Annotated in this window: 15 protein-coding genes and 1 pseudogene; 10 read left to right on the forward strand and 6 right to left on the reverse strand. The window is 69.4% G+C overall.

Annotation, left to right across the window (positions count from 1 at the left end; translation table 11 throughout):
• A pseudogene (locus ACH4EB_RS35600) lies at window positions 1–257 on the forward strand (hypothetical protein); the annotation flags it as partial.
• A 135-nt stretch (window positions 258–392) separates the two neighbouring features.
• On the opposite strand, the gene ACH4EB_RS35605 reads toward ACH4EB_RS35600, so the two are convergent.
• Entirely contained in the window at window positions 393–1,748 is a 1,356-nt protein-coding gene (locus ACH4EB_RS35605) for a hypothetical protein (RefSeq protein WP_398352509.1), read from the reverse strand.
• 409 nt (window positions 1,749–2,157) lie between these two features.
• Here ACH4EB_RS35605 and ACH4EB_RS35610 point away from each other — a divergent pair, with 409 nt between their 5' ends.
• The 7 genes from ACH4EB_RS35610 (at window position 2,158) to ACH4EB_RS35640 (ending at window position 13,931) form a co-directional block, all read left to right on the forward strand.
• Window positions 2,158–8,430 carry an acyltransferase domain-containing protein gene (locus ACH4EB_RS35610; protein ID WP_398352510.1) on the forward strand — a complete coding sequence of 2,091 codons (6,273 nt, stop codon included), beginning with the start codon at window positions 2,158–2,160 and terminating at the stop codon, window positions 8,428–8,430.
• A 5-nt stretch (window positions 8,431–8,435) separates the two neighbouring features.
• Window positions 8,436–8,645: a DUF5988 family protein gene (locus ACH4EB_RS35615; RefSeq protein WP_030602955.1), complete on the forward strand. Its 210-nt coding sequence runs from the start codon at window positions 8,436–8,438 to the stop codon at window positions 8,643–8,645.
• 57 nt (window positions 8,646–8,702) lie between these two features.
• Window positions 8,703–9,554 (forward strand): SDR family NAD(P)-dependent oxidoreductase, encoded by an 852-nt coding sequence (locus tag ACH4EB_RS35620; RefSeq protein WP_398352512.1) that lies wholly within the window; start codon window positions 8,703–8,705, stop codon window positions 9,552–9,554.
• A 151-nt stretch (window positions 9,555–9,705) separates the two neighbouring features.
• Window positions 9,706–9,957: a hypothetical protein gene (locus ACH4EB_RS35625; protein ID WP_398352513.1), complete on the forward strand. Its 252-nt coding sequence runs from the start codon at window positions 9,706–9,708 to the stop codon at window positions 9,955–9,957.
• 181 nt (window positions 9,958–10,138) lie between these two features.
• Complete coding sequence (locus tag ACH4EB_RS35630) at window positions 10,139–11,542, forward strand: ABC1 kinase family protein (protein ID WP_398352514.1); 1,404 nt, start codon at window positions 10,139–10,141, stop codon at window positions 11,540–11,542.
• Window positions 11,543–11,613: 71 nt separating this feature from the next.
• A complete protein-coding gene (locus ACH4EB_RS35635) occupies window positions 11,614–12,984 on the forward strand; it encodes a wax ester/triacylglycerol synthase domain-containing protein (protein ID WP_398352515.1) in 1,371 nt (456 codons plus the stop codon).
• 83 nt (window positions 12,985–13,067) lie between these two features.
• Window positions 13,068–13,931 (forward strand): alpha/beta fold hydrolase, encoded by an 864-nt coding sequence (locus ACH4EB_RS35640; protein WP_398352516.1) that lies wholly within the window; start codon window positions 13,068–13,070, stop codon window positions 13,929–13,931.
• A 772-nt stretch (window positions 13,932–14,703) separates the two neighbouring features.
• Here the strand turns inward: ACH4EB_RS35640 and ACH4EB_RS35645 are convergent.
• The 3 genes from ACH4EB_RS35645 to ACH4EB_RS35655 all read right to left on the reverse strand — a co-directional run bounded on the left by ACH4EB_RS35645 (window position 14,704) and on the right by ACH4EB_RS35655 (window position 16,983).
• Window positions 14,704–15,117, reverse strand: coding sequence for a hypothetical protein (locus tag ACH4EB_RS35645; RefSeq protein WP_398352518.1), 414 nt, complete (start codon window positions 15,115–15,117; stop codon window positions 14,704–14,706).
• Window positions 15,036–15,353, reverse strand: coding sequence for a DnaB-like helicase N-terminal domain-containing protein (locus ACH4EB_RS35650; RefSeq protein WP_398352519.1), 318 nt, complete (start codon window positions 15,351–15,353; stop codon window positions 15,036–15,038). The genes ACH4EB_RS35645 and ACH4EB_RS35650 overlap by 82 nt, the downstream gene beginning before the upstream one ends.
• Before the next feature lie 691 nt (window positions 15,354–16,044).
• Window positions 16,045–16,983, reverse strand: a complete 939-nt coding sequence (locus ACH4EB_RS35655; RefSeq protein WP_398352520.1) for a GlxA family transcriptional regulator — start codon at window positions 16,981–16,983, stop codon at window positions 16,045–16,047.
• Window positions 16,984–17,190: 207 nt separating this feature from the next.
• Between ACH4EB_RS35655 and ACH4EB_RS35660 the strand changes: the two genes are divergently transcribed.
• Both ACH4EB_RS35660 and ACH4EB_RS35665 read left to right on the forward strand, forming a co-directional pair.
• Window positions 17,191–17,880: a DJ-1/PfpI family protein gene (locus ACH4EB_RS35660; RefSeq protein WP_398352522.1), complete on the forward strand. Its 690-nt coding sequence runs from the start codon at window positions 17,191–17,193 to the stop codon at window positions 17,878–17,880.
• Between the two features lie 58 nt (window positions 17,881–17,938).
• The gene (locus tag ACH4EB_RS35665) at window positions 17,939–18,259 is read left to right on the forward strand and encodes a hypothetical protein (protein WP_398352523.1); all 321 of its coding nucleotides are present in this window, start codon (window positions 17,939–17,941) and stop codon (window positions 18,257–18,259) included.
• A gap of 118 nt (window positions 18,260–18,377) precedes the next feature.
• Here the strand turns inward: ACH4EB_RS35665 and ACH4EB_RS35670 are convergent, their stop codons facing one another.
• A complete protein-coding gene (locus ACH4EB_RS35670) occupies window positions 18,378–18,878 on the reverse strand; it encodes a hypothetical protein (RefSeq protein WP_398352524.1) in 501 nt (166 codons plus the stop codon).
• Between the two features lie 497 nt (window positions 18,879–19,375).
• Window positions 19,376–20,224 carry a helix-turn-helix transcriptional regulator gene (locus tag ACH4EB_RS35675; RefSeq protein WP_398352526.1) on the reverse strand — a complete coding sequence of 283 codons (849 nt, stop codon included), beginning with the start codon at window positions 20,222–20,224 and terminating at the stop codon, window positions 19,376–19,378.
• Window positions 20,225–20,324 lie beyond the last annotated feature (100 nt).

Here is a 20,324-nt window from a genome sequence, read left to right on the forward strand (position 1 = left end):
AGTTCGACCAGGACGACGACAAGCAGCGGCACGCGGTCGAGTGCGGGAGCAACCGCCTCAAGCGCCACCGGGCTGTAGCCACGAGGTGGGACAAGCTCGCGGTCCGCTACGAGGCGAGCGTGCTGGTCGCAGTCCGCAACGAGTGGCTGCGACCAGCACTTTCACAACAGACCCGCGTCGATCACGCCATCGGCCGGTCCCGCGGTGGACTGCCACGCAGGTCCATCTCCCAGCCGATGACCGCTGCTGGCCCTTGACGGAAGGACAACGCACGAATGAGTTCCCAAAGTTTCTCAGGTCCAGCACACCGGTCTTTCCCGCTTGGGCTGCGGAGGCGACGAGGGCCTGCGACGAGGTAAATGGGTGGGCATCGGGAGGGTGTTGCGGGTGGTCTATGGGCGGCGTTCACGGGACAGGGACTGCGTACGATCCAGTAGGGCTTTGGCCGGCGGATAGGCGCGATGCGGCAGCAGGCTTTGACGAAGACGAAGCAGGTGCTGGTCGGCGCGCCCTGATTGCAAAGGCCGGTAGAAGGAGAGGAATGTGTGCCAGTGCAGGCATGCGGCGTCCACATCGGCGATGCGTAGCTGAGTGGCGGCGATGTGCGCATGGGTGAGGGCGAGAGAACGGCGGTCGCCGGGGTCTCGGTGTCGCGCGGAGACTTGGAGAGCTGTGAGGGCTTCGGTGCGCTGTTCCAGTGCCTGGAAGACGGCGGCTCGTTGGTAATGCAAAGCGGCGAGCGGGTACTCGTCGAAAGGTTCGGATGGTGCCGAGGGTTCTTCGTGGCTGTTCTCCGCGGCGTGCATCAGTTTGCGTGCCAATGAGGGCTGCCCGTCGTGGGCGGCTGTGAGGGCTTGCTGGATGCGGATATACGCGGTCAGTGCGGGGTGGGCAGGGAGTTCCGCGATGTGGGTGGAGCTTTCGGCGAGAGTGTGGGCGTGGTGCAGGTGTCCGAGCCGGAGAGCCTGGGAGCTCATGGTGCGCAGGGTGATGGCGTAGGTTTTGCGGCATCCCGCGTAGTGGGCGAGGCTCAGGGCGGTCGTGAAGTAGCGGTGGGCCAGGTGGTGGTAACCGGCGTCGTCGGTCATCACTGCCAGGTGGTGCGTGAGTTGGGCGGCGCAGGTGAAAATCCGGTGCCGGTCGGGATGATTGGCGCGGCGATCCAGCAGGGTGCAGATGTCCTCGGCGAGGTAGGCGGCCAAGGCGGTGCGCGCACAACGGCCGCCGTATTGCTGTGCCAGGTTGGTGAACGTATGCAAGATGCTCTGCAGGGCAGCGGTCTCGTTGGTGACGAGGGGGCTGGTATGCGGTGGGGCTGGCGCGGCGGGGAATGTGGTGGGGGTCGTGGCTGCCGGTCGGACCGGTGCGTAGGCGGCGCGCTGTAGCGCTGTGCGCTGCAGGGGGTCGATGTCGCTTCGGGCGAGGGCGAGCAGTTGTCGTACCGGTGTACGGGATGTGGCCTGCTGCGGCAGCTCGGCAGTCTGGGTGATGCTGAGCGGGGTGAGGCCGGTGTCGTAAGGGGTGATTGGGCGGCCGACGCGGCGGCTGAGGGCTTCAGCGGCCAGGGCGGGGACGGGGGCCGGGGGGCGGGATCCGCGGCGCCAGTGGGCGACGGATGCCCGGGAGTAGTTCAGCCCCAGTCCCTGGGCGGTGCCCAGGGCATTGACGGCCCTGGCCAAGGAGGCGTCGGACCAGTCCGCTTCGGCCAGCAAGGCGGTCAGGCGGCGATTGGGCCCATAGGCTGGCATGTCCCCTCCCTGCCCCAGAGCGTGTTCACATGCTCACAAGCGCTGTCCGCTTGATACACGAAGGCGCGTTACGACGTACGCGGGCTGGTGAGTCGTAAGCCTATGCCCACCGCTGACAGGTGCCTGCCCGGGTGTTCCGCCGGAGCTGAGGCATTCGCCGGGGCAGTGCAGCACAGCTCGGGCCCGGAGGGATGGAACAAGCACGGTCGCGTGCCGTCGTGCGCCGGGGCTTGCCTCGCTGTCCGGCAAGGCCACCGAACGACGTGTGCGGCTGGAGCCGTGCAGCGTTCCTGCGTGGAGTGAGCTGAAGCGGCGGGTGTGCGCAGGCGTCGACGGTGAACTAGGAGGCCCAGTGAGTGCAGCGTTGTGCAGGCGCAATGAGGGGACAGGTCCGGAGGAACCGGTGGCGGTGGTGGGAGCAGGTTGCCGTCTGCCCGGTGGTGTCGTGTCCCTGGAGGGGCTGTGGCGCTTGCTGGAGGGCGAGAGGGAGGCCGTGACCGAGGTGCCACCAGGCCGCTGGGATACCAGGCGACTGCATGCAGAGCTGCCGCCGGGCACTGTGGAACGGGTGCGCCGCGGCGGTTTCCTGACTGAGGACATCACTGCCTTCGACCCGGGTTTCTTCGGAATCAGCGGGCCGGAGGCGCGTTGGCTGGACCCGCAGCACCGGCTGCTGCTGGAGGTTGCCTGGGAAGCGTGCGAACACGCCGGGATTCCGGTGGATGCGTTGCGGGGAACGGCCACCGGGGTGTTCACCGGCATGTACGTACCGGACCACCTGGTGCGCTCCCACCGCACACCGCAGGAGACCGGCCCGTACTGGATGACCGGCGCGATGCACGGTGTAGGAGCGGGGCGGCTGTCGTTCCTCATGGACTTGCACGGGCCAAGCCTGGCGACGGACACAGCCTGCTCCTCCTCGCTGGTCGCCGTGCACCTGGCGTGCCAGAGCCTGCGGGCCGGGGAGTGCGATGCGGCGCTGGCCGCCGGGGTGTCGGTGGTCCTCAGCCCAGAGGCGATGATCTCCGAGGCCCGGTGGGACATGTTCTCGCCCACCGGTCACTGCCATTCCTTCGATGCGGCCGCGGACGGCTATGTGCGCTCCGAGGGCTGCGGTGTAGTGCTGCTCAAGCGTCTGAAGGACGCGATACGCGACGGAGACCGGGTGCTGGCGGTCTTACGCGGCTCGGCGGTCAACCAGGACGGACGTTCGGTCCGGCTGACAGCTCCCTCCCAACAGGCACAGCAGGAGGCCGGAGAGATCGCGTTGGCTCGGGCCGGGGTGGAGCCGGCCCAGGTCGGCATGGTCGAGGCGCACGGTGCCGGTACCGCGGTCGGTGACCCCATCGAGTTCGCGGCTTTGAACGCGGTGTACGGCGGGGGCCGGGGCCGGTGCGCACTCGGGTCGTTGAAGTCCAACATCGGGCACACCGAGCCCGCTTCGGGCATCGCCGGGCTGCTGAAGACCATCGTGAGCCTGCGGCACGGCCGCGTCCCGGCCACGCTGCACTTTCGCCGGTGGAATCCGCAGATCGATGCCGACGGTTCCCGGCTGTTCGTGCCCACCGGGTGCCGGCCCTGGCCGGTCGAGGACGGCCCCCGGCTCGCGGCGGTGACCTCCTATGGAGTAGGTGGCACCAATGCGCATGTCATCGTCGAGCAGGCTCCGGCCCCCGTGTCCGCACGGGCCACCGGGCCGGCACGGGAAAACGGGCACCAGGGCGCAGCCTCGGTGCGGCGCACGTTCCTGCTCAGCGGTGGCTCCGGCCCGGCGCTGCGGGCCGCTGCCGGCCGGCTGGCCGACTGGCTGGAGGACGAAGGGGCACGGGTACCGCTGCGCGATGTCGCCCACACGCTGGCGGTGCGCCGCTCGCACGCCGAACAGCGCCTTGGCGTGGTAGCGGGTTATCGTCGCACGTTGGTGCGGCGGCTGCGGGCCCACGCGGCCGGGGAACCGGCGCCGGGCATCGCCGAGGGAAACGTGGGGGGCCTGGGCGCCGGGGCGGTGTTCGTCTATTCGGGCCACGGCTCCCAGTGGGCCGGTATGGGGCAATGCCTTCTGGACACGGATGAACACTTCACGGCGGCGGTGGAGGAACTGGAGCCGTTGCTGCGGGCGGAAGGCGGATTCTCCCTGCGGGAAGTCCTGACCGCGCCAGAAGTGGTCAGCGGGGTGGACCGGGTCCAGCCGGTGATCTTCGCGTACCAGATCGCGCTGACCGCGATGTGGCAGGCCCACGGTGTGCAGCCGGCCGCGGTCATCGGGCATTCCATGGGCGAGGTGGCCGCCGCGGTGGTCGCCGGAGGCTTGAGCTTGGCCGACGGCGTCCGTGTGATCTGCCGCCGGGCCCGTCTGCTGCGGCGCACCGCCGGGCACGGGGCCATGGCGTCGGTCCAGCTCGGCGCGGCCGAGGTGGAACGCGATGTGCGGCGAGCCGGGGCGGATGCAGTCTCGGTGGCCGTGGTGGCCGCACCCCACAACACTGTGTTGTCCGGCGACGCGGAACAAGTCGAACAGATGCTGGAGGTCTGGGAGGAGCGCGGTGTCGGTCTGGCGCGGGTCCGGGTGGACGTGGCCTCGCACTCGGCACAGATGGACCCGATCCTCGACGATCTGTGCGCTGCCCTGAAAGAGCTGTCCCCCCGCAGGCCGAAGCTGCGCTTTTACAGCACCGTGCTTGAGGACCCGCGGGCCGAGGCCGCCTTTGATGCTGCCTACTGGTGCGCCAACCAGCGCCGGCCGGTGCTGTTCTCCTCAACGGTCGCCGCGGCCGCCGGCGACGGCCACGGCCTGTTCCTGGAGGTCAACGCGCACCCGCTGCTGACCCGGGCGACGGAGGCGACGCTGGCCGGTGCGGGCATCACGCACGCACGGACCGTACCGGCCCTGAACCGGGACGAGGATGAGCGCCTGACCTTCGCCACCCGGCTTGCAGCCGCGCACTGCGCCGGCTACCCCGTCGCCTGGCAGCGCTGGCTTGGTGCCGGTCAGCTCGCCGAGGCCCCACCCACCACCTGGGAGCGTCGTCCCCACCGGATCGAGCCCTCGGCACTGACGCAAGGCGCCCCCGAGCGGCCCCACCCGCTGCTGGGTGAGCATGTGACGGACCCGGAAGACGAAGGGCGCCATCTTTGGCAGGGGGCCATCAGCATCGGCCGCCTGCCCTGGCTGGCCGACCACCGGCTTGAGGGACTGGCGGTGCTGCCCGCTGCTTGCTACGGCGAGATGGCCCTCGCCGCAGCCCGCGCTCTGTTCCCCGACCCGACGCATCGGGCCGAGGTCCACGACCTCGACTTCCAGCTCATGCTGGAAGTCGACGAGCACGAGATGCCGGTCGCAGTGACGTGTGAACCGGTCGATGACCACCGGGCCAGTTGGCAGATGCGTTCGCGCCCGGCCAACGAGCCCTGGCAGCTCCACAGCACAGCCCAGCTCGGTCCCTGCGGCCCGGCACCCGAAAAGACAACCGACCTGGCTGCTGTGCGTGCACAACACCCGCACTCAGTGGACCTCACCGCTCTCAGGGACCGCTGGCGCACCTTCCATGCTCTGGAATACGGTCCGGGCTGCCACAGCCTGACGGCCCTCTACCTTGAGGAACAGGGCAGGCGCAGTGGTCTGGCAGAAGTGACGATTCCCGATCCGGCCCGGCCGGGCGCGTCCGGCTACCAATGGCATCCGGTGCTGCTGGACGCCTGCCTGCAGGCGATGCTCGCGCTGTGGCATCACGCCGAAGCCGTGGACGACGGGCACACCTTCCCCCGCGGCATCGGCACCCTGCGCACCTACGGCGGCACCACGGGGGCCCGCTGGTGCCGCGTCCGGCTCGATGACGTCCAGCCGCGGTCGGCCACCGGACGCTTCCAGCTTCTGGACGATGATGGGCTCCTGATCGCCGAAGCCCGTGACGTACGGTTCGCGCACGGCGCCGCAGCCCCGGCGGAGGAACGTTTCAACGCACCGTTGTTGCAACAGCAGTGGGAGCCGGCCCCACTGGCCGCTGCCGTCGGCACCGGTGGCAACTGGCTGCTGGCCGGCGTCCGTGAGGGCGACCCGCAGGCTGTCTCCTTGGCGAGGGCCCTCGAAACCTGCGGCGCCACCGTGCACCAGTTGGCGGCTCCCCCCTCCACGCGCTCTTGGGACCGGCTTCTGAGCGCGTTCCTGCGGGACACCGGCGGCGGCCTTGACGGCATCGTCTTGTGGCTGCCGACCCCGCAGCCAGTGCCAGACGTGCTGGGGGCCGAGCATGCCCAGCAGCACGTGCTGCGCCTGGTGCAGAGCCTGCACGCACTCACTGAGCAGGAAGAAGACGCCCGGCCCCGCCTGACGGTGATCACCCGTGCCGCCCAATGGGCCCAGCCCGACGACTGCCCGCGGCTGGACCAGGCCGGAGTGCGCGGCCTGATGCGGGTACTGACCTACGAGCATCCGGAGTTGCTGCCCACCCTCATCGACGCGGATGACGGCACTCCCGTGATGCGTCTGGCGGCCGAAGTGCTGGCCAGGCCCGAGGAGCGCGCCGACGAAGTCGCCTGGCGCGGCACCACCCGCTATGTCGCCCGCCTCGCGCACGCTCCCCTGGAACCCCACGAGCGACGACACGCCACCTGCCGCTTCGAAACCGATGCTCTGGCGGTGCACTGCCAGCGGGCTCACGACACCGGCTCCACCGAACTGGTGCATGGTGCCCGCTGCGCCCCGGGCCCCGGCCAGGTGCAGATTCACATACAGGCCACGGGGACTGCCGTACCTGCTTCCGCGGGCGGGCGCCCGGGCCCGGTCGCCGTGGAGTGTGCGGGTACGGTCAGCGCCCTGGGGCCCGGCGTGGACACAGTCGGTGTGGGACAGCCGGTGATGGCCGTGCTGCCGCCCGGGGAGCTGAGCAACTATGCCGTCACTCGCGCCGACTGGGTCATGCCCGTGCCCGACGGCACCCGGCCTGCCGAGGCCGCCTGCCTGCCAGTGCCCTACCTGACCGCCTGGTATGCCCTGCGGCACCTGGCCCGCCTCGCCGCCCACGAACACGTCCTGATCCACGACGCCGGGCACGGCGCCGGCCTGGCCGCCATACACATAGCCCGCGCCCGCAACGCCCGCGTCTGGGCCACCTCCGCCACCGACGCCCAACGCCGCTACCTGCACGGAATCGGCGTCACCTGCCTGCCCGATCCGGGCCCGCACGGCTTCTCCGACGTGGCACGGCAGGCCACCGGGGAGGCCGGCTTCCACGTCGTCTTCACCCCCTCGGCCACCGCAGCTCAGACGCTACGGGCCTGCCTGGACACGCTCGCCCCCGCGGGACGATACGTGGCAGTCACCACCCCCGCCGACACGGACGCGAAGCGGTTGGCGTGGTCGGCCTTCGGCAAGGGCATCACCGTCAGCTCTTTCGCCCCCGACCATCTGCTGACGGGCGCCCCCGAGACCGTCGCCGCCCTACTGGCCGAAGTCGGCCACGCCCTGGGCGGCGACCTGCCGGCCTGGCCATGCACCGTCTACCCGATCACCGATGCTGCCGCGGCGCTACGCGCCGCCCCGCACGGCCGGCACACCGGCGCCCTGGCGCTGGCCTGGCCCGGTACCGGGCCGGCCGTCACCGTCGTACCGCCGAAGGACGTACCGATCGTCCGCACGGACGGCAGCTACCTGATCACCGGCGGGCTGGGCGGCCTGGGCATGCTGGTGTGCCGCTGGCTCGCCGAACGGGGGGCGGGCACCATCGTCGTCAACAGCCGCTCGGCGCCCTCCGCCAAGGCCGCGGACATCCTGGACGAGCTGCGCGCAGCCGGCACCCGCATCGAGGTGGTGCGCGGTGACATCGCCGCCGCCGGCACAGCCGAGAAACTGGTGGTGGCCGCCGAGGCCGGCGGGCTGCCGCTGCGCGGGGCTGTGCACGCCGCCATGGACCTCAAGGACGCCACCGCGGCGGGCATCGACGCACCGCTCCTGCAGCGGGTCTGGCGCCCCAAGGCCCTCGGCGCGTGGCGGCTGCACGAGGCCACCTGCGACCGCGAACTGGACTGGTGGGTGTTGTTTTCCTCCTTCACCTCCACCGTCGGCTCGCCCGGCCAGGGCGCCTACGGCGCAGCCAACGCCTGGCTGGACGAATTCGCCTCCTGGCGCCGCGCCCACGGCCTGCCCGCCACCGCGATCAACTGGGGGCCCTGGGCCGAGGTCGGGCGCGGTGCGCAGACCCGGGACCGCGGTTTCGACATGATCAACCCCGACGAGGGCATCGCGGCTCTGGAGCACCTCCTGCGCCATGACCGCCACCGCACCGCATACATCGCCTTGCACCCGCACGACTGGCTGGCGGCCTACCCCGCCACGGCATCGTCCACCTTCTTCAAGTGGCTGCTGGCATCCCCGAACAACACCGACATCCCCGGCGACCTGCTGGACGACCTCACTCGCACACAGGCGCACCAGCGCCTCGACCGCCTACGCGACCACATCGTCGGTGAACTCGCCGACGTGCTGGGCCGCGACGCCGAGCGCATCGATCCCGGGGCCTCCCTGGTCGCCCTGGGCCTGGACTCCCTGCTGACCATCGAGCTGCGCAACCGGCTCCAGCGCACCCTGCGCTGCGACATCCCACGCACCACCCTGTGGACCAAACCCACCCTGACCGCCCTGGCCGACGATCTGCTCGACCGTCTCGCCCTGCCGCAGAAGGGATGACCGCCATGCCCCACACCACCGAAGCCCTGCTGGAAGGGGGCCCGGACCACCTGGCCGGACGCCGGTCCGTGACGCAGACCGACAGCGGCGCCGACCTCAAGATCCCCCACCTCAACCGCTACGAGCACTACACCTTCAGCGGCACCCTCCAGGACAGCGACGGCACCGCCGTACAGGTCTTCCGCTGGACACATCACACCTTCATCGCCGAGTAACCCCCACCGCGCCGGGCGGCCCGGCACTCGCCGCCCGGCCCCGGCCCCAGGAGAGACATGCCGTCGACTTCCCCGCTCCCGACACTGGACGGTGCCAAGATCCTGCTCACCGGCGCTTCCTGCGGCATCGGCCGGGCCACAGCCCAGACCCTCGCCCAGGCCGGAGCCGACCTGGCCCTCAACGGCCGTCAGACAGAGAGCCTGCAGGACGTCGCCGCACTGGTCGGAGCCGAAGGCCGCTCCGCACACCTGCTTCCCGACGATCTCAGGGACCCCGACGCGCCTCGGCGGCTCGTCGAAGCCGCGGCAACCGGCCTCGAAGGGCTCGACGCTCTGATCCACATCGCCGGAGCCTATACAGCCGACAGCGCCGGGCAGTTCCGGCTTGCCCCCTTGCTCACCAGCGAAGGCGAGGACTGGTCCGCAGCCATCGCCGTCAACTTCACCGCGGCTCTGCACCTGTGCCGCAACGCCCATCCCTACCTGACCAAGTCAACGAACCCATCCGTCTTACTGATGTCCTCCGCCGTGGGCCTGATGGGCGCGCCCGCCGGCGAGGCATACGCCATGACCAAGGCCGCGCAGGTCTCCCTCGTCCGCAGTCTCGCCGTGGCCTGGGGCCCGCAGAGCATCCGTGTCAACGCCCTGTGTCCCGGGATCGTGGACACCGGCGCATTCGAAACCCTCGAAGACGACGAGGAGCTGTCCCGCTGGCTGCGCAGCCGCATCCCGTTGGGCCGGTGGGCCACCGTGCAAGACATCGCCCAGGCGGTGCTGTTCCTGACCTCCCCGGCAGCCGGGTTCATCACCGGCCAGGCCCTCGCCGTCGACGGCGGCATGTCCGTGCCCGGCAGTGGCTTCACCGCCCCTGACACCACCGCGACACACACACCATCCCCCTCCCGCTGACCGCACCAGCCAGAGCTTGACCGTGGCGGCCGGCCCTGCCCTGCTCCGGACGGATCCTGACAGTGGCGCCGCACCCGAGATGCACCAAGCGGTCAGTGCCTGATGTTCGCTTTTGAGACCCCCGACAGGTTTGACCGGCAAGGAGACCGATATGGCCAAGAAGAGGATCACTGCGGGCATGGTGCTCGACCAGGTGCTCGACTACGGCAAGGACGCCACCAAGGCGGCGATCGACGCCGTCACCGGAGATCGACGGCGCAAGGCGAACAACAAGACGGACAAACAGCAGCAGCAAGCCCTCGCTGCCCTCACCGCAGAAGTCCGCCACCTGGCACAGCGCCTTGCGGCGGCCGAGACCGGCAAAGCCTCCGGCACCTCGGGCAACCGGCGGGACGGCGAGTAACCGCACCACATCGAGAGCGAAGGAGGGCCGTATGCCACGGGGACGCGCGCGCCGTACGGCGGGCATTGTCGGCCGGACCCTCCGCGCGCAGGCTCTCGATGCCGTTCGGACACCCTCTGGTGACTCCCCGCCTGCGGTACATGACAAGCATCGGCAACGGGCCCGTACCGTCCGCGCCACCTTGGAAGAACTGGGCCCGCTGTATGTCAAGGTCGGCCAGATCCTCGCCACCCGCCCCGACTTCGTACCGCACCATGTACGCCAAGAACTCGCTCAACTCAACGACGAGGCCACCGTCGAGCCATTCACCGCCTTCGAGCCGGTCCTGGAAGAGGAACTCGGGCCCGGCTGGCGTGACCGGTTCCAGGCCGTTGACACCGGTGAACCTCTCGGTTCGGCCTCGCTGGCCCAGGTCTACAAAGCCGTTACCGCCGACGGCACACCGTGCGTCATCAAGGTCCAGCGCCCCGGAGCCCGGACGGCCGTGCGCGACGACATGAAGGTCCTGCGCACAGCCGCCCGTCTGCTGGGCCTGGCCGCTCCCCGCTTCAAAGAAGTCGTCGCCCCTGACGCGCTGCTTGAAGCTCTGTTCACCGTCATGGAACCCGAGCTGGACTTCACCCGCGAAGCCAAAAACATGAACGCGGCTCGCATCCATGTCGCGCGGTTCACGAGGCTGTCGGTGCCCGTGGTCATCGACGCCACCCCCCGCGTCCTGGTGCAGACCCTGGCCGACGGTGTCCCCATCAACAAGGTGAAGCCCGACACGCTGACCAACGAACAGCGCACCGCCCTGGCAGGCGACTTGATCGCCTTCATGCTGCGGTCCTATTTCGTCGAGCGTACCTTCCACGCCGACCCTCACCCGGGCAACATCCTGATCAGCGACACCGGCACGGCCCACCTCATCGACTGGGGCATGGTCGGACGCATCGACCGCAACGCTGGTACCGCCTTCCTGGGGGCCTTCCTGTCCCTCGTGCGCAACGACGGGGCAGGCATGGCCCGGCAATGGATCAATCTCGGTTACGCGACCCCGTGGAGCAACATCAGCGGCTTCATCGCAGACGTATCCAACGCCGTGCCGCACTGGGCCGACGCCTCCCTGGACGAACTGAACTTCGGCGTCGCCCTCACCGCAGTCCTGCGCTTCTCCACCAGCCGCGGCATCCGGATCACTCCGCTGGCCTCCGTCGTCGGCAAATCCGTGGCCAACATCGAAGGATCCGTACGCTGCATCTGCCCCGACCTCAAACTCTCCGACGCACTGCGCGATGCCCTGCCCGACATCGTCAAAGACCTGCTGGGTGAAATATTCAGCGCCGAACAGGTTGCCCAGTCGGCCATCGACGGCCTCACCGCTGCGGCCAAGGTACCCACCCAGGTGGAAGCGCTCCTGGACGACATGGCCGGGCGGCAATTCACCATCCAGTCCCGCGCCGGCCTGACCGATGCGCGGTGGCAGCCACGCACCTTTCTGCGCGGAGTGCTGACCACCAGCCTGGTAACCGCGGCGGCCGTCGCACTGACCCGAAACCGCACCCGGCAAGAGCGTGAAGCCATGCGCCGCACACCGTCGGCTTGATCACGGCGACCACCGCCCGCCTGGCGCCTTCGCTCGCACTGACACCACAGCCGAGACACCGAGGAGTCCTCATGGCCACATCCACACCGCGCCCAACGCTGACAGCAGCACCCGGCACGGACCTCATGAACTGCAAAGACCACCTGACCTGGCGCGTGGAGGGCGGAACCCGCGCCCGGCCCATCATCGTGACCATCATGTTCCTGGAAGACAGGCTGCCATGGGAGCGGTTCGTCGCCTGGCACCAGCAGCTATGCGCAGGTATGCCCCGCATGCGTGCGCACGTCCAGGAATCTTCCTCACCTCTCCGCCGTCCCCACTGGGCAGCGGACCCCGACTTCCGCCTCGGACAACACCTGCAACATGTCACCGTCAGCGGCAAAGGCACCCGCCGAGACGTTCTGGAAACGGCCGCGGCTCTGGCCGAAGTACCCTTCTGCCAGAGCCGCTCCCCCTGGAACGGCTATCTGATCGACGGGTTGGACGACGGCTGTTCCGCCTACCTTCTCAAGATTTCCCACAGCATCGCCGACGGTGTCCGACTGCGCGAGATGTTCCTGCGCCAAGTCGCCGCTGACCGGCCGACCGCCCCCAGCACACCGTCGCCAACAGCCGAATCACCCGCCCCCGCGGCGCACCACCGCCCCCGCCGCAGGAATGCAGTACGGCGCCTGGGCAAAGCCGTCCAGTTCATCACCCAGGCCCTGAACGACATCCGCGACCGGCCCTACCCCATACCGCCGATGAAGACGCGCTTCGCCCGGCGTTACTACACCACCAAGGTCCCCACCGACCCGTTCAAGAGCGCCGCTGTCGCCTGCGGCGGGACCGTGCACGACGCACTCGTCGCCGCGGTCGCCCAAGGCTGCCACCGATACCATCGGTCCCGTGGAACGCAACGCGAGCGTCTGCGCGTCTTTTCCCCCTATGCCGAGCCCCCGCTCACCGCACGCGTCCCCTTCTCCCCAATGGGCAACCACTGGTTCATCGTCCGCTTCCCCCTGCGCGCCGACCAGCCCGATCCACGCCGACGCATTCGTGAAGTCCGCAGCGCCGTCCAAGTGGCCTACCACCGCGACGCCGCCGATTGGATGGGCGCCGTCGCCCGTATCAGCCCTCTCATCCCCTTGCGCTGGTTCGAGGCCGGCTTCCTGCGTCTGTGTGCCTCCCACGACTTCGGCATCAGCAACATGCCCGGCCCCCGCGCGCCGCTGTCCATAGGCGGGACCCACGCCCGGGAGATTTACGCCATCGCGCCGGTCATGGGCTTCGCCGTAGCCGTCACCCTGTTGTCCTACCGCGACCACTGCCACGTCACGGTGAACATCGACCCTGACGTCATCGCGGACCCTGACCTGTTCGCCCGGTACATCCATGACAGCCTCCACGAGATAGGTGAGCTCCACGCCCCGGCACAGCCGGCATCCGGCGATCACACCTGACCGACCACGGCGGGCCCGTCCGGTACCGGTACGGGCCCGCTCTCGTCTCACCGAACACCAGGGCGCGGAAGGAGCCCGCCTCCGTGACTGAACAGTTCGCCCACGCCAACGGCATAAGCATCTGTTACGAGACCATAGGGGCCCCGAGCAACCGTCCCCTTCTCCTGATCTTCGGCATGTACGGCCAGCTCATCTGGTGGGACGACGCCCTGTGCCATCAACTGGCAGCAGAAGGCTTCTACGTCGTCCGCTTCGACAACCGCGACAGCGGTCGCTCCCAGCATCTGCCCAGCCCGCCCCACCTCCTGCGCACCGCACTGCGCCTCACCCGGCCGGCCTACACCCTCGCCGACATGGCCGAAGACGCACTCGGCCTTCTCGACCACCTCCGCCTGCCAGCAGCTCACATCGTGGGTGCCTCCATGGGCGGCATGATCGCCCAAGTGCTGGCCCTCAGACATCCCAGCCGCGCGCTGTCCCTGACATCGATGATGTCGACACCCGGACGCCTCAGGATCAGCCGCTGCACCAAACCTTCGCTCCTGCCCTACCTCCTGCGCCGCTACCCCTCCGACCTCGACGGTTACATCAGCACCAGCACGGCCATGCTGCGTAAGCTGTCCTCCCCTGGCCGGCCCTTCGATGAGCGCGGTACCCAGACTCTGCTTCGCCGCAGCCACGCCCGAAGCGTCGACCCCGACGGCACCCACCGTCAGATGGCCGCCGTCCTGTCCGCAGCCGACCGCACCCAGGCGCTTCGGAACCTGGACCTCCCGGCCCAAGTTCTGCACGGAACCCGTGATCCCCTCCTACCTCTGGCGTGCGCCCGGGCAACGGCGCGCGCCATACCCGGCGCACAACTACGGACCATTCCCGGAATGGGACACCACTTTCCTCCCGAAGGGTGGCCACACTTAATAGAGGGGCTCCATGCGGTAGCGCAATGATCCGGAAGTGGCTCGCCACCTTGCGAAAACCCGTAGGACACTCGACCGATGCCGCCCGCGTTCGCCGATATCGTCCGCTGCACGACGCTCACCGCGCCGGCGCTCATCGGACGAAAGCGCTGAATCCGCGTGCCTCGGCCTCGGAGACAATTGAGGCCGGAAGCATCGGCCTGTCACCGGATCGCCGGCCCCACGCCTCGATAGCACGACTGGCTGGCGCACGGGTCTGCGCCAATAGGTTCTCCTTCGGCCTCCGACAGAACAAGTGCGTCTCGGCCACCAGCAAAGGATCATTCATGCGTCGGTTGTAGCGCACGCAAGGCTTCACCGAAAGCCAACGTGGCCCGCTAATCGGTGAGAAAATGACGGCCGGGCCCTCGGTCCCGCAGTTGTCACCCACGGCGGCGTGCCCCGCCGACTCCGGCGTCGCATCGGCCGCGATCAACACCTCCCAGCAGGTCGTCGGCGCGCTGCGCCAGGTCTTCGTTGTCCCCGCCCGTCAGAGGAGCGACGTCAAGGGCGCGCAGCGCGGCCCGGACAGTTCATTCGTGTGCCCCCCATACGACGCAGGGCCTGCTGGGCAGCGGTCGCGGTCATGGCCGGTGATGTGTCCGCAGTGTCCCGAGGCGGTGTGCGCCTCTTGGCGGGCCGACTATACGGAGTCGCGCAGTCGCGTGAATTTCGCGAGGGGCCCAGTTCTGACATGACCTCCCTGACAAGACCTCCTCGAAGGTTCGCGCGGCCACGGTTCGGCCTGGCCGGGCAGGGTGGGCTATCGGGATACGCGGGTGGTCGGTGAGGCAGCGTTGACCTGCAGGCGGGGCCCGGCGCGGGGAGCGGCCGGGGTGCGAGGCGTGGTGGGAGCGTGGGTGGCGCGCTGCCAGCGGGTGCGCAAGGCGGTCAAGTCGACCAGGGCGCGGCGGCTGCCGGTGGCGAGCTGGTGCGGGGTGTTGGCCGCATCGTCGGTGAACGCCTGAATGCGCACAGCGGTGGTGTGGGCCTGGGCGAGCAGGGCGCGCCGGAGGATTTTCTCGCCCCAGTGTTCGGATGTGCCGGCCGGGGTGGCGAGCAGGCCGATCAGGTCGGCGGGGGAGAAGTCGGCGGTCAGCAGGGCCTGGTGCTGGGCTTCCCACAGACGGTGACCGCGTCGATGGGCTCGCGGCGGTGTACCAGCGAGGTCAGGCACGTAAAGAGCTGGCCGTTCCGGGGCAGGGCGAAGTTGTCGGGTTGCAGCCGGCGCATCTCCCGCAGCCTGGAGGGGAACGCGGTCGCGCACGCGAGCAGGGTCCGTTCCTCCTCCAGGACCTCCTCGTCGGCGGCGCGTCGTGCGGGTGGGGGCTCCGGGGGGGGGAGGGCAGGGAGCCGGGGTGCGGGGCGAACTGGCCGGACAGTGTCTGAAGGAAGTCGGTCAGAGTGTCGCACTGGGCCAGGACGGTGGCGGCCGGGTCGGGCAGCGACATGTCGGTGGCGGCCTGGGCAAGGCGCTCGGCGTGCTCGCGCAGGGTGTGGCGGGCGTGGTCGGCCTGGATCATGCGGGCGTATGCCGTCGCATGACCGGACCAGGGGGATCGTTGCACGAGGGTGTGCAGGTAGGAGGCGGTCATCCCGGGGGCCCGGGGCCGGGCGGCTTCACGCCCCGGCGGGCGGGACCGGTCGGCGCCGGTCCGCCGGTGAGCATCCGTCCCCACGTCGTCAGCGAGATCCGTTAGATCCGTACAGAGGACTTCGCGATGCCTGTGCCGGTGAGTGATGCCTGCGCCGGTGAGGTAGCGCTCGACCGCCGCAGTGTGCGACGCGGGCGGGGCGGACAGAGGTACGACCCGAGCGCGCGGCAACCGAAGCTCCCGAGTTCGGTCACCGGTTCGCTCGTCGTGCCCGCCCCGCCCTTTCGGCACTGCCGCAACAAATGCGTACACCTCGCCCCGGCGCGGCCGGAATGTCCCGCCGCAGGTCACGGTGATCACGGTAGGGGCTCTGCCGCAGTAAATCCGGCACTTACTGCGGCAGCCCTTGACGGGGCATCGGACGACGGGAGTCCGATGAGCCGGCGTCAAAGCGGAACCACTGCTACCGCTACCGCTGTTCGCCGTAGCTGCCGGAGCACAGGGCACAGTCAGATGAAGGAGCGGCGGTAGGTGTGGGGGCTGACGCCGACGGTGCGTTTGAAGCGGTCGCGGAAGGCTGTGGATGAGCCGAAGCCAACCTGGGCGGCGATGCGCTCGATGGAGTGGTGGGTGGTCTCCAGGAGGTGTTGGGCCTGGCGGATGCGTGCGCGATGGAGCCACTGGAGCGGGGTGGTGCCGGTCTGTTCGCTGAAGCGACGGATCAGGGTCCGGGTGCTGACGCCGGCCTGGGTGGAAATGTCGGCGAGGGTGAGGGGGTGAGCGAGGTTGTCCTGCATCCAGAGGAGCAGTGGTTCGAGGGCGGAGCCCTGAGGGGTTGGCGCGTAGTCGTGGACGATGAACTGTGCTTGCCCGCCTTCGCGTTCGAGCGGCATGACGGACAGGCGGGCGGCGTCGGCGGCGACGGCCGAGCCGTAGTCGCGGCGGATCATGTGCAGGCACAGATCCAGGCCCGCGGCCGCGCCCGCTGAGGTGAGGATCTGCCCGTTGTCGACGTACAGCACGTCCGGGTCGACCTCGATGTCCGGGTGGGCGGTGGCCAGGAGACTCGCGGCGGCCCAGTGGGTCGTGGCCCGCAGGCCGGTGAGCAGGCCGGCAGCGGCCAGGGGGAAGGTGCCCGAACAGATGGAGGCGATGCGCGTGCCGTCCGCGGCGGCTGCTCGCAGCGCGTCGCGGACGTTCGGGGAGAGCGGGGCTTCCGGTGCGGCGGTGCCGGGCACGATGATCGTGTCCGCGCCCCGGAGCCCGTCGAGGCCCCAGGGAGCGTGCAGGGCGAAGGCCCCGGTATCGATCTCCCGTCGCTCGGCACACACGCGTATCTGGTAGCCGGGGCGCCCATCCGGGAGGCGGGTGCGGGTGAAGACCTCGATCGGGGTGGAGAGGTCGAACGGGATCACCTGGTCCAGAGCGAGAACGGCGACGGTGTGCATGGCCAGAAAGTACCCCGCCGCCGGACCACGGCTCCGGTTCCGGTTTCCGGATATCTCGACTTCACCGCGGTTCAGTGGCCTCTTCTCAGGCTTGGCTCTATCCCGTTGATATCTGTCACTCCTGCCGCTGGGAGGCGAGGCGGCAGCCGGTTACGTTCGGGGCGTACTCAGCGCAGGCCGCCACTTCCCGAAGCCGAAGGATCCTTCATGCATGCCCAGATCGTCTTGTTCGACGACTTCGATCCGCTCGACGTCATCGCTCCCTATGAGGTGCTGTACGCCGGCGGTACTGCCTCCGCAGGCGCGGTGAGCGTGGAACTGGTCTCCGCCGAAGGGCCACGCGAGGTGGTCAGCGGCACTGGCGGGCTGGCGCTGCGCGCCACTGCCGTCCTCGACCCCGGGCGTGCCGGCCTCATCCTGGTTCCCGGCGCCTCGGGCCGGGTCGGAGAACCCGGCGAGGTTCCTGACCACGATGCGGGGGCCGGGGAGTGGCAGCAGGACGCATTCATCCCCGTACGGCTGGGCCGCACCCTGGCCACCGAGTTGCCCGCGCTGTTGAAGGCAGCGATGGAACATCCCGAGGTGACAGTCAGCGCCGTGTGCGGCGGCTCACTCGTCCTGGCCATGGCGGGCCTGCTGGAGGGACGCCATGCCACCACCCACCACATGGGCCTGGACATGCTCGACGCTACGGGCGTCCACGCGGTGAGCGCCCGCGTCGTCGATGACGGTGACCTCGTCACCGGTGCCGGCGTCACCTCAGGACTCGACCTGGGCCTGTATTTGCTGGAGCGCGAGGTGGGCCCCCGGATCGCTCATGCCGTCGAGGAGCTGTTCGCCTATGAGCGTCGCGGCACCGTCTGGCGACACAGGGGTCCGGAGCCCGTCCGATTCTGACCGTTGCCCCGCCCGTTGCACTGCCCACTGGCACCCCACCGTTAGGAAGAACAACAGCATGCCCGTCGAAGGCACGTGGGACCTGTTCATCTCCACCCCCATCGGTAAGATCAAGGCCGTAGCCGAGTTCCGGCGCAAGGAGGGTGCCCTCGTCGGAACCGCTCACGGGGCGGGAGAGGAAGTACCGCTCAGCGACGTTGTCCTCGACGGTGACCGGCTCACGTGGAAGCAGGCCATCACCAAGCCCATACGGCTGAACCTGGCCTTCGCCATGAGAATCGACGGCGACACTCTGACAGGTACCTCCAAGGCCGGACGCCTCCCAGCCTCGAAGGTCACCGGCGAGCGCCGCACCCTTCAGGCGGCCCCAGAGCACTGACTCTCAGGCGGCCTGGCCGCAGCCGGGTCCTGGCCGCGCAGCAGAGTGAAGTCGACATCGAGTCTGGGGTCGTACGCCTCCGACTGGATGCCGAGCTCGTGCGCGCGGCGATCCCCCCTCAAGGGGCTGGGTGCGCGGAGGTCGTCTCCTGGCGGGCGAGGAGTCCGGAGGCGGTCACCTCTGCTGTGCGGCGCACCAGGTCGGTGAAGCCCATCCGCAGGGCGGCCAGTGCCGGGTCGGAGTCGTAGGCGGCCCGCAGCGCCTTCGAGGGGCGACTGCACGGCCAGGCTGCCATGGCCGTGAGCACGGTCGTCTCCACCAGTCCGGCCGCGCCTTCGGTTCCGAGTTCGGGGAGGTGCCGCTGGACCGGTTCGATCAGGGGCTGCGTGTTCTGCCAGGCCGCGTGCTTGTGCCGTACGGCGGCCTCGGTGGAGATGTGTTCCAGCACCGCGCCCTGCGCGCTCAGCAGGTCACACAGCACCGGTCGCCCGGCCAGGGAGGCGGCCAGAGTCTGTGCCAGCCGGTCCCCGCGCTCGCGCGGTGTGCCGCCGCCCGGAGGAACACTGCGCCCCAGTTCGGCGGCCCAGTCGCGCATCTCGGCCTGCAGCAGCTCCAGCAAGACTGCTTCGCGTGATGCGAAATAGCGCAGCACATTGGATGTGGCCGGCTCTATTCGGCGGCTCAGCTCATTGAGGCCCCGGCCAAAGGCGAGCAGGCGCAAGCGGAGATCCGTGCCGCACACCCCGCCGCCCGGGTGGAGGTCCTGGTGGCGCGGGTGGAGATCCCTTCCGAGAACACCCGGGTCGCCCCGGCCCGGCGAGAGAGTCGAGCCGCGTGTCCGGGGATTGCCGCGCGGTCGAGGCGCGGGCGTACCCAAGCCGGATGTGCAACGGGACTTCGGTGTCTCAGCAGTGATCTTGAAGGATCACCCTGGTCCGCCAGGTCCCGCTGCTGCTCCGGTCCGCTTCCATCTGTCAACGGACCGGAAAACCCAAGGGCCTTGACAGCTACCTGCTGATCCTTGACTTCGTGGCATTGAGTGACCACCAAGGAAACACGCGGGGGCGAAATCGTCCGGGCACTATTGCCGACCCACCTCCATGTTCCGTCGGCTGATCAGCGGTGGGGCCGGGGGTCGGGCCGACGCCGGGTGGCGTGGATGCAACCGAGCAGATTGAGGGACTGGGCACTGGGACTGCCCGGTTCGGCGTGGTAGATGACGAGCTGCTGGCCGGGGGCGTCGCGTACGTCGAAAGCCTGGTAGGTGAGGGTGAGGAGGCCGACGTCCGGGTGGAGGAAGTGTTTGGCGTCCTGGGTCTTGCCGCGCACGGTGTGGGCGTTCCAGAGGCGGGTGAAGTCCGTGCTGTGCTCAGTGAGGGTGCGGACGAGTTCGCGTAGCCGTGGGTTGTCCGGGGCGAATCCGGTTGCCTCGCGAAGGTTGGCGACGGTGGCCTGTGCTGCCCGGTCCCAGTCCGTGTAGAAGTTTCGGCCCGCGGGGTCGAGGAAGGTCATGCGGGCCAAGTTGTCCGCCGGCTCGAACGGGGCGTAGAGGGCGTCGGCCAGGGCGTTGACGGCGAGGAAGTCCAGGGTCCGGCTCATCACGAACGCTGGAGTGTTCGGGTAGCCGTCCAAGAGCTGTCGCAGCGAAGGGCTGACCCGCTCGGCGGCGTGGACGGAGGGCTGGTCGTTCGGCGTGGCCCCGGCCAGCCGGTACAAGTGTGCGCGTGCGTCCGCGTCGAGGCGCAGCGCGCGGCTGAGCGCGTCGACCATCTGGGGTGAGGGGTTGCGCTCGCGGCCTTGTTCCAGGCGGGTGTAGTAGTCGGCGTTCACTCCGGCCAGGACGGCGACCTCCTCGCGGCGCAGTCCGGCGACTCTGCGGGTTCCGTAGCTCGCCATGCCGACGTCCTCCGGCCGCAGGCCGTCGCGGCGTGTGCGCAGGAAGTCTCCCAGGTGGTTGTCGTCCATGTGTTCAGGCTAGGCGGCGGCCCGGTGCGCAGCCTGGGTGTGCCACACCCAGGCAGTACGCGTCCTGGTTGAAAGACGCTGACCTGCCCAGACTCGGTGG

The sequence above is a fragment of the Streptomyces sp. NPDC018045 genome (assembly GCF_044327445.1).
In the GTDB taxonomy this organism is placed as follows: domain Bacteria; phylum Actinomycetota; class Actinomycetes; order Streptomycetales; family Streptomycetaceae; genus Streptomyces.

What these genes read in the sequence shown, in the direction of transcription:
- ACH4EB_RS35605 (WP_398352509.1), bottom strand. Translation starts at nt 1,748, where the DNA reads ATGCCAGCCTATGGGCCCAATCGCCGCCTGACCGCCTTGCTGGCCGAA.
- ACH4EB_RS35615 (WP_030602955.1), top strand. Translation starts at nt 8,436, where the DNA reads ATGCCCCACACCACCGAAGCCCTGCTGGAAGGGGGCCCGGACCACCTG.
- ACH4EB_RS35620 (WP_398352512.1), top strand. Translation starts at nt 8,703, where the DNA reads ATGCCGTCGACTTCCCCGCTCCCGACACTGGACGGTGCCAAGATCCTG.
- ACH4EB_RS35625 (WP_398352513.1), top strand. Translation starts at nt 9,706, where the DNA reads ATGGCCAAGAAGAGGATCACTGCGGGCATGGTGCTCGACCAGGTGCTC.
- ACH4EB_RS35635 (WP_398352515.1), top strand. Translation starts at nt 11,614, where the DNA reads ATGGCCACATCCACACCGCGCCCAACGCTGACAGCAGCACCCGGCACG.
- ACH4EB_RS35655 (WP_398352520.1), bottom strand. Translation starts at nt 16,983, where the DNA reads ATGCACACCGTCGCCGTTCTCGCTCTGGACCAGGTGATCCCGTTCGAC.
- ACH4EB_RS35660 (WP_398352522.1), top strand. Translation starts at nt 17,191, where the DNA reads ATGCATGCCCAGATCGTCTTGTTCGACGACTTCGATCCGCTCGACGTC.
- ACH4EB_RS35665 (WP_398352523.1), top strand. Translation starts at nt 17,939, where the DNA reads ATGCCCGTCGAAGGCACGTGGGACCTGTTCATCTCCACCCCCATCGGT.
- ACH4EB_RS35675 (WP_398352526.1), bottom strand. Translation starts at nt 20,224, where the DNA reads ATGGACGACAACCACCTGGGAGACTTCCTGCGCACACGCCGCGACGGC.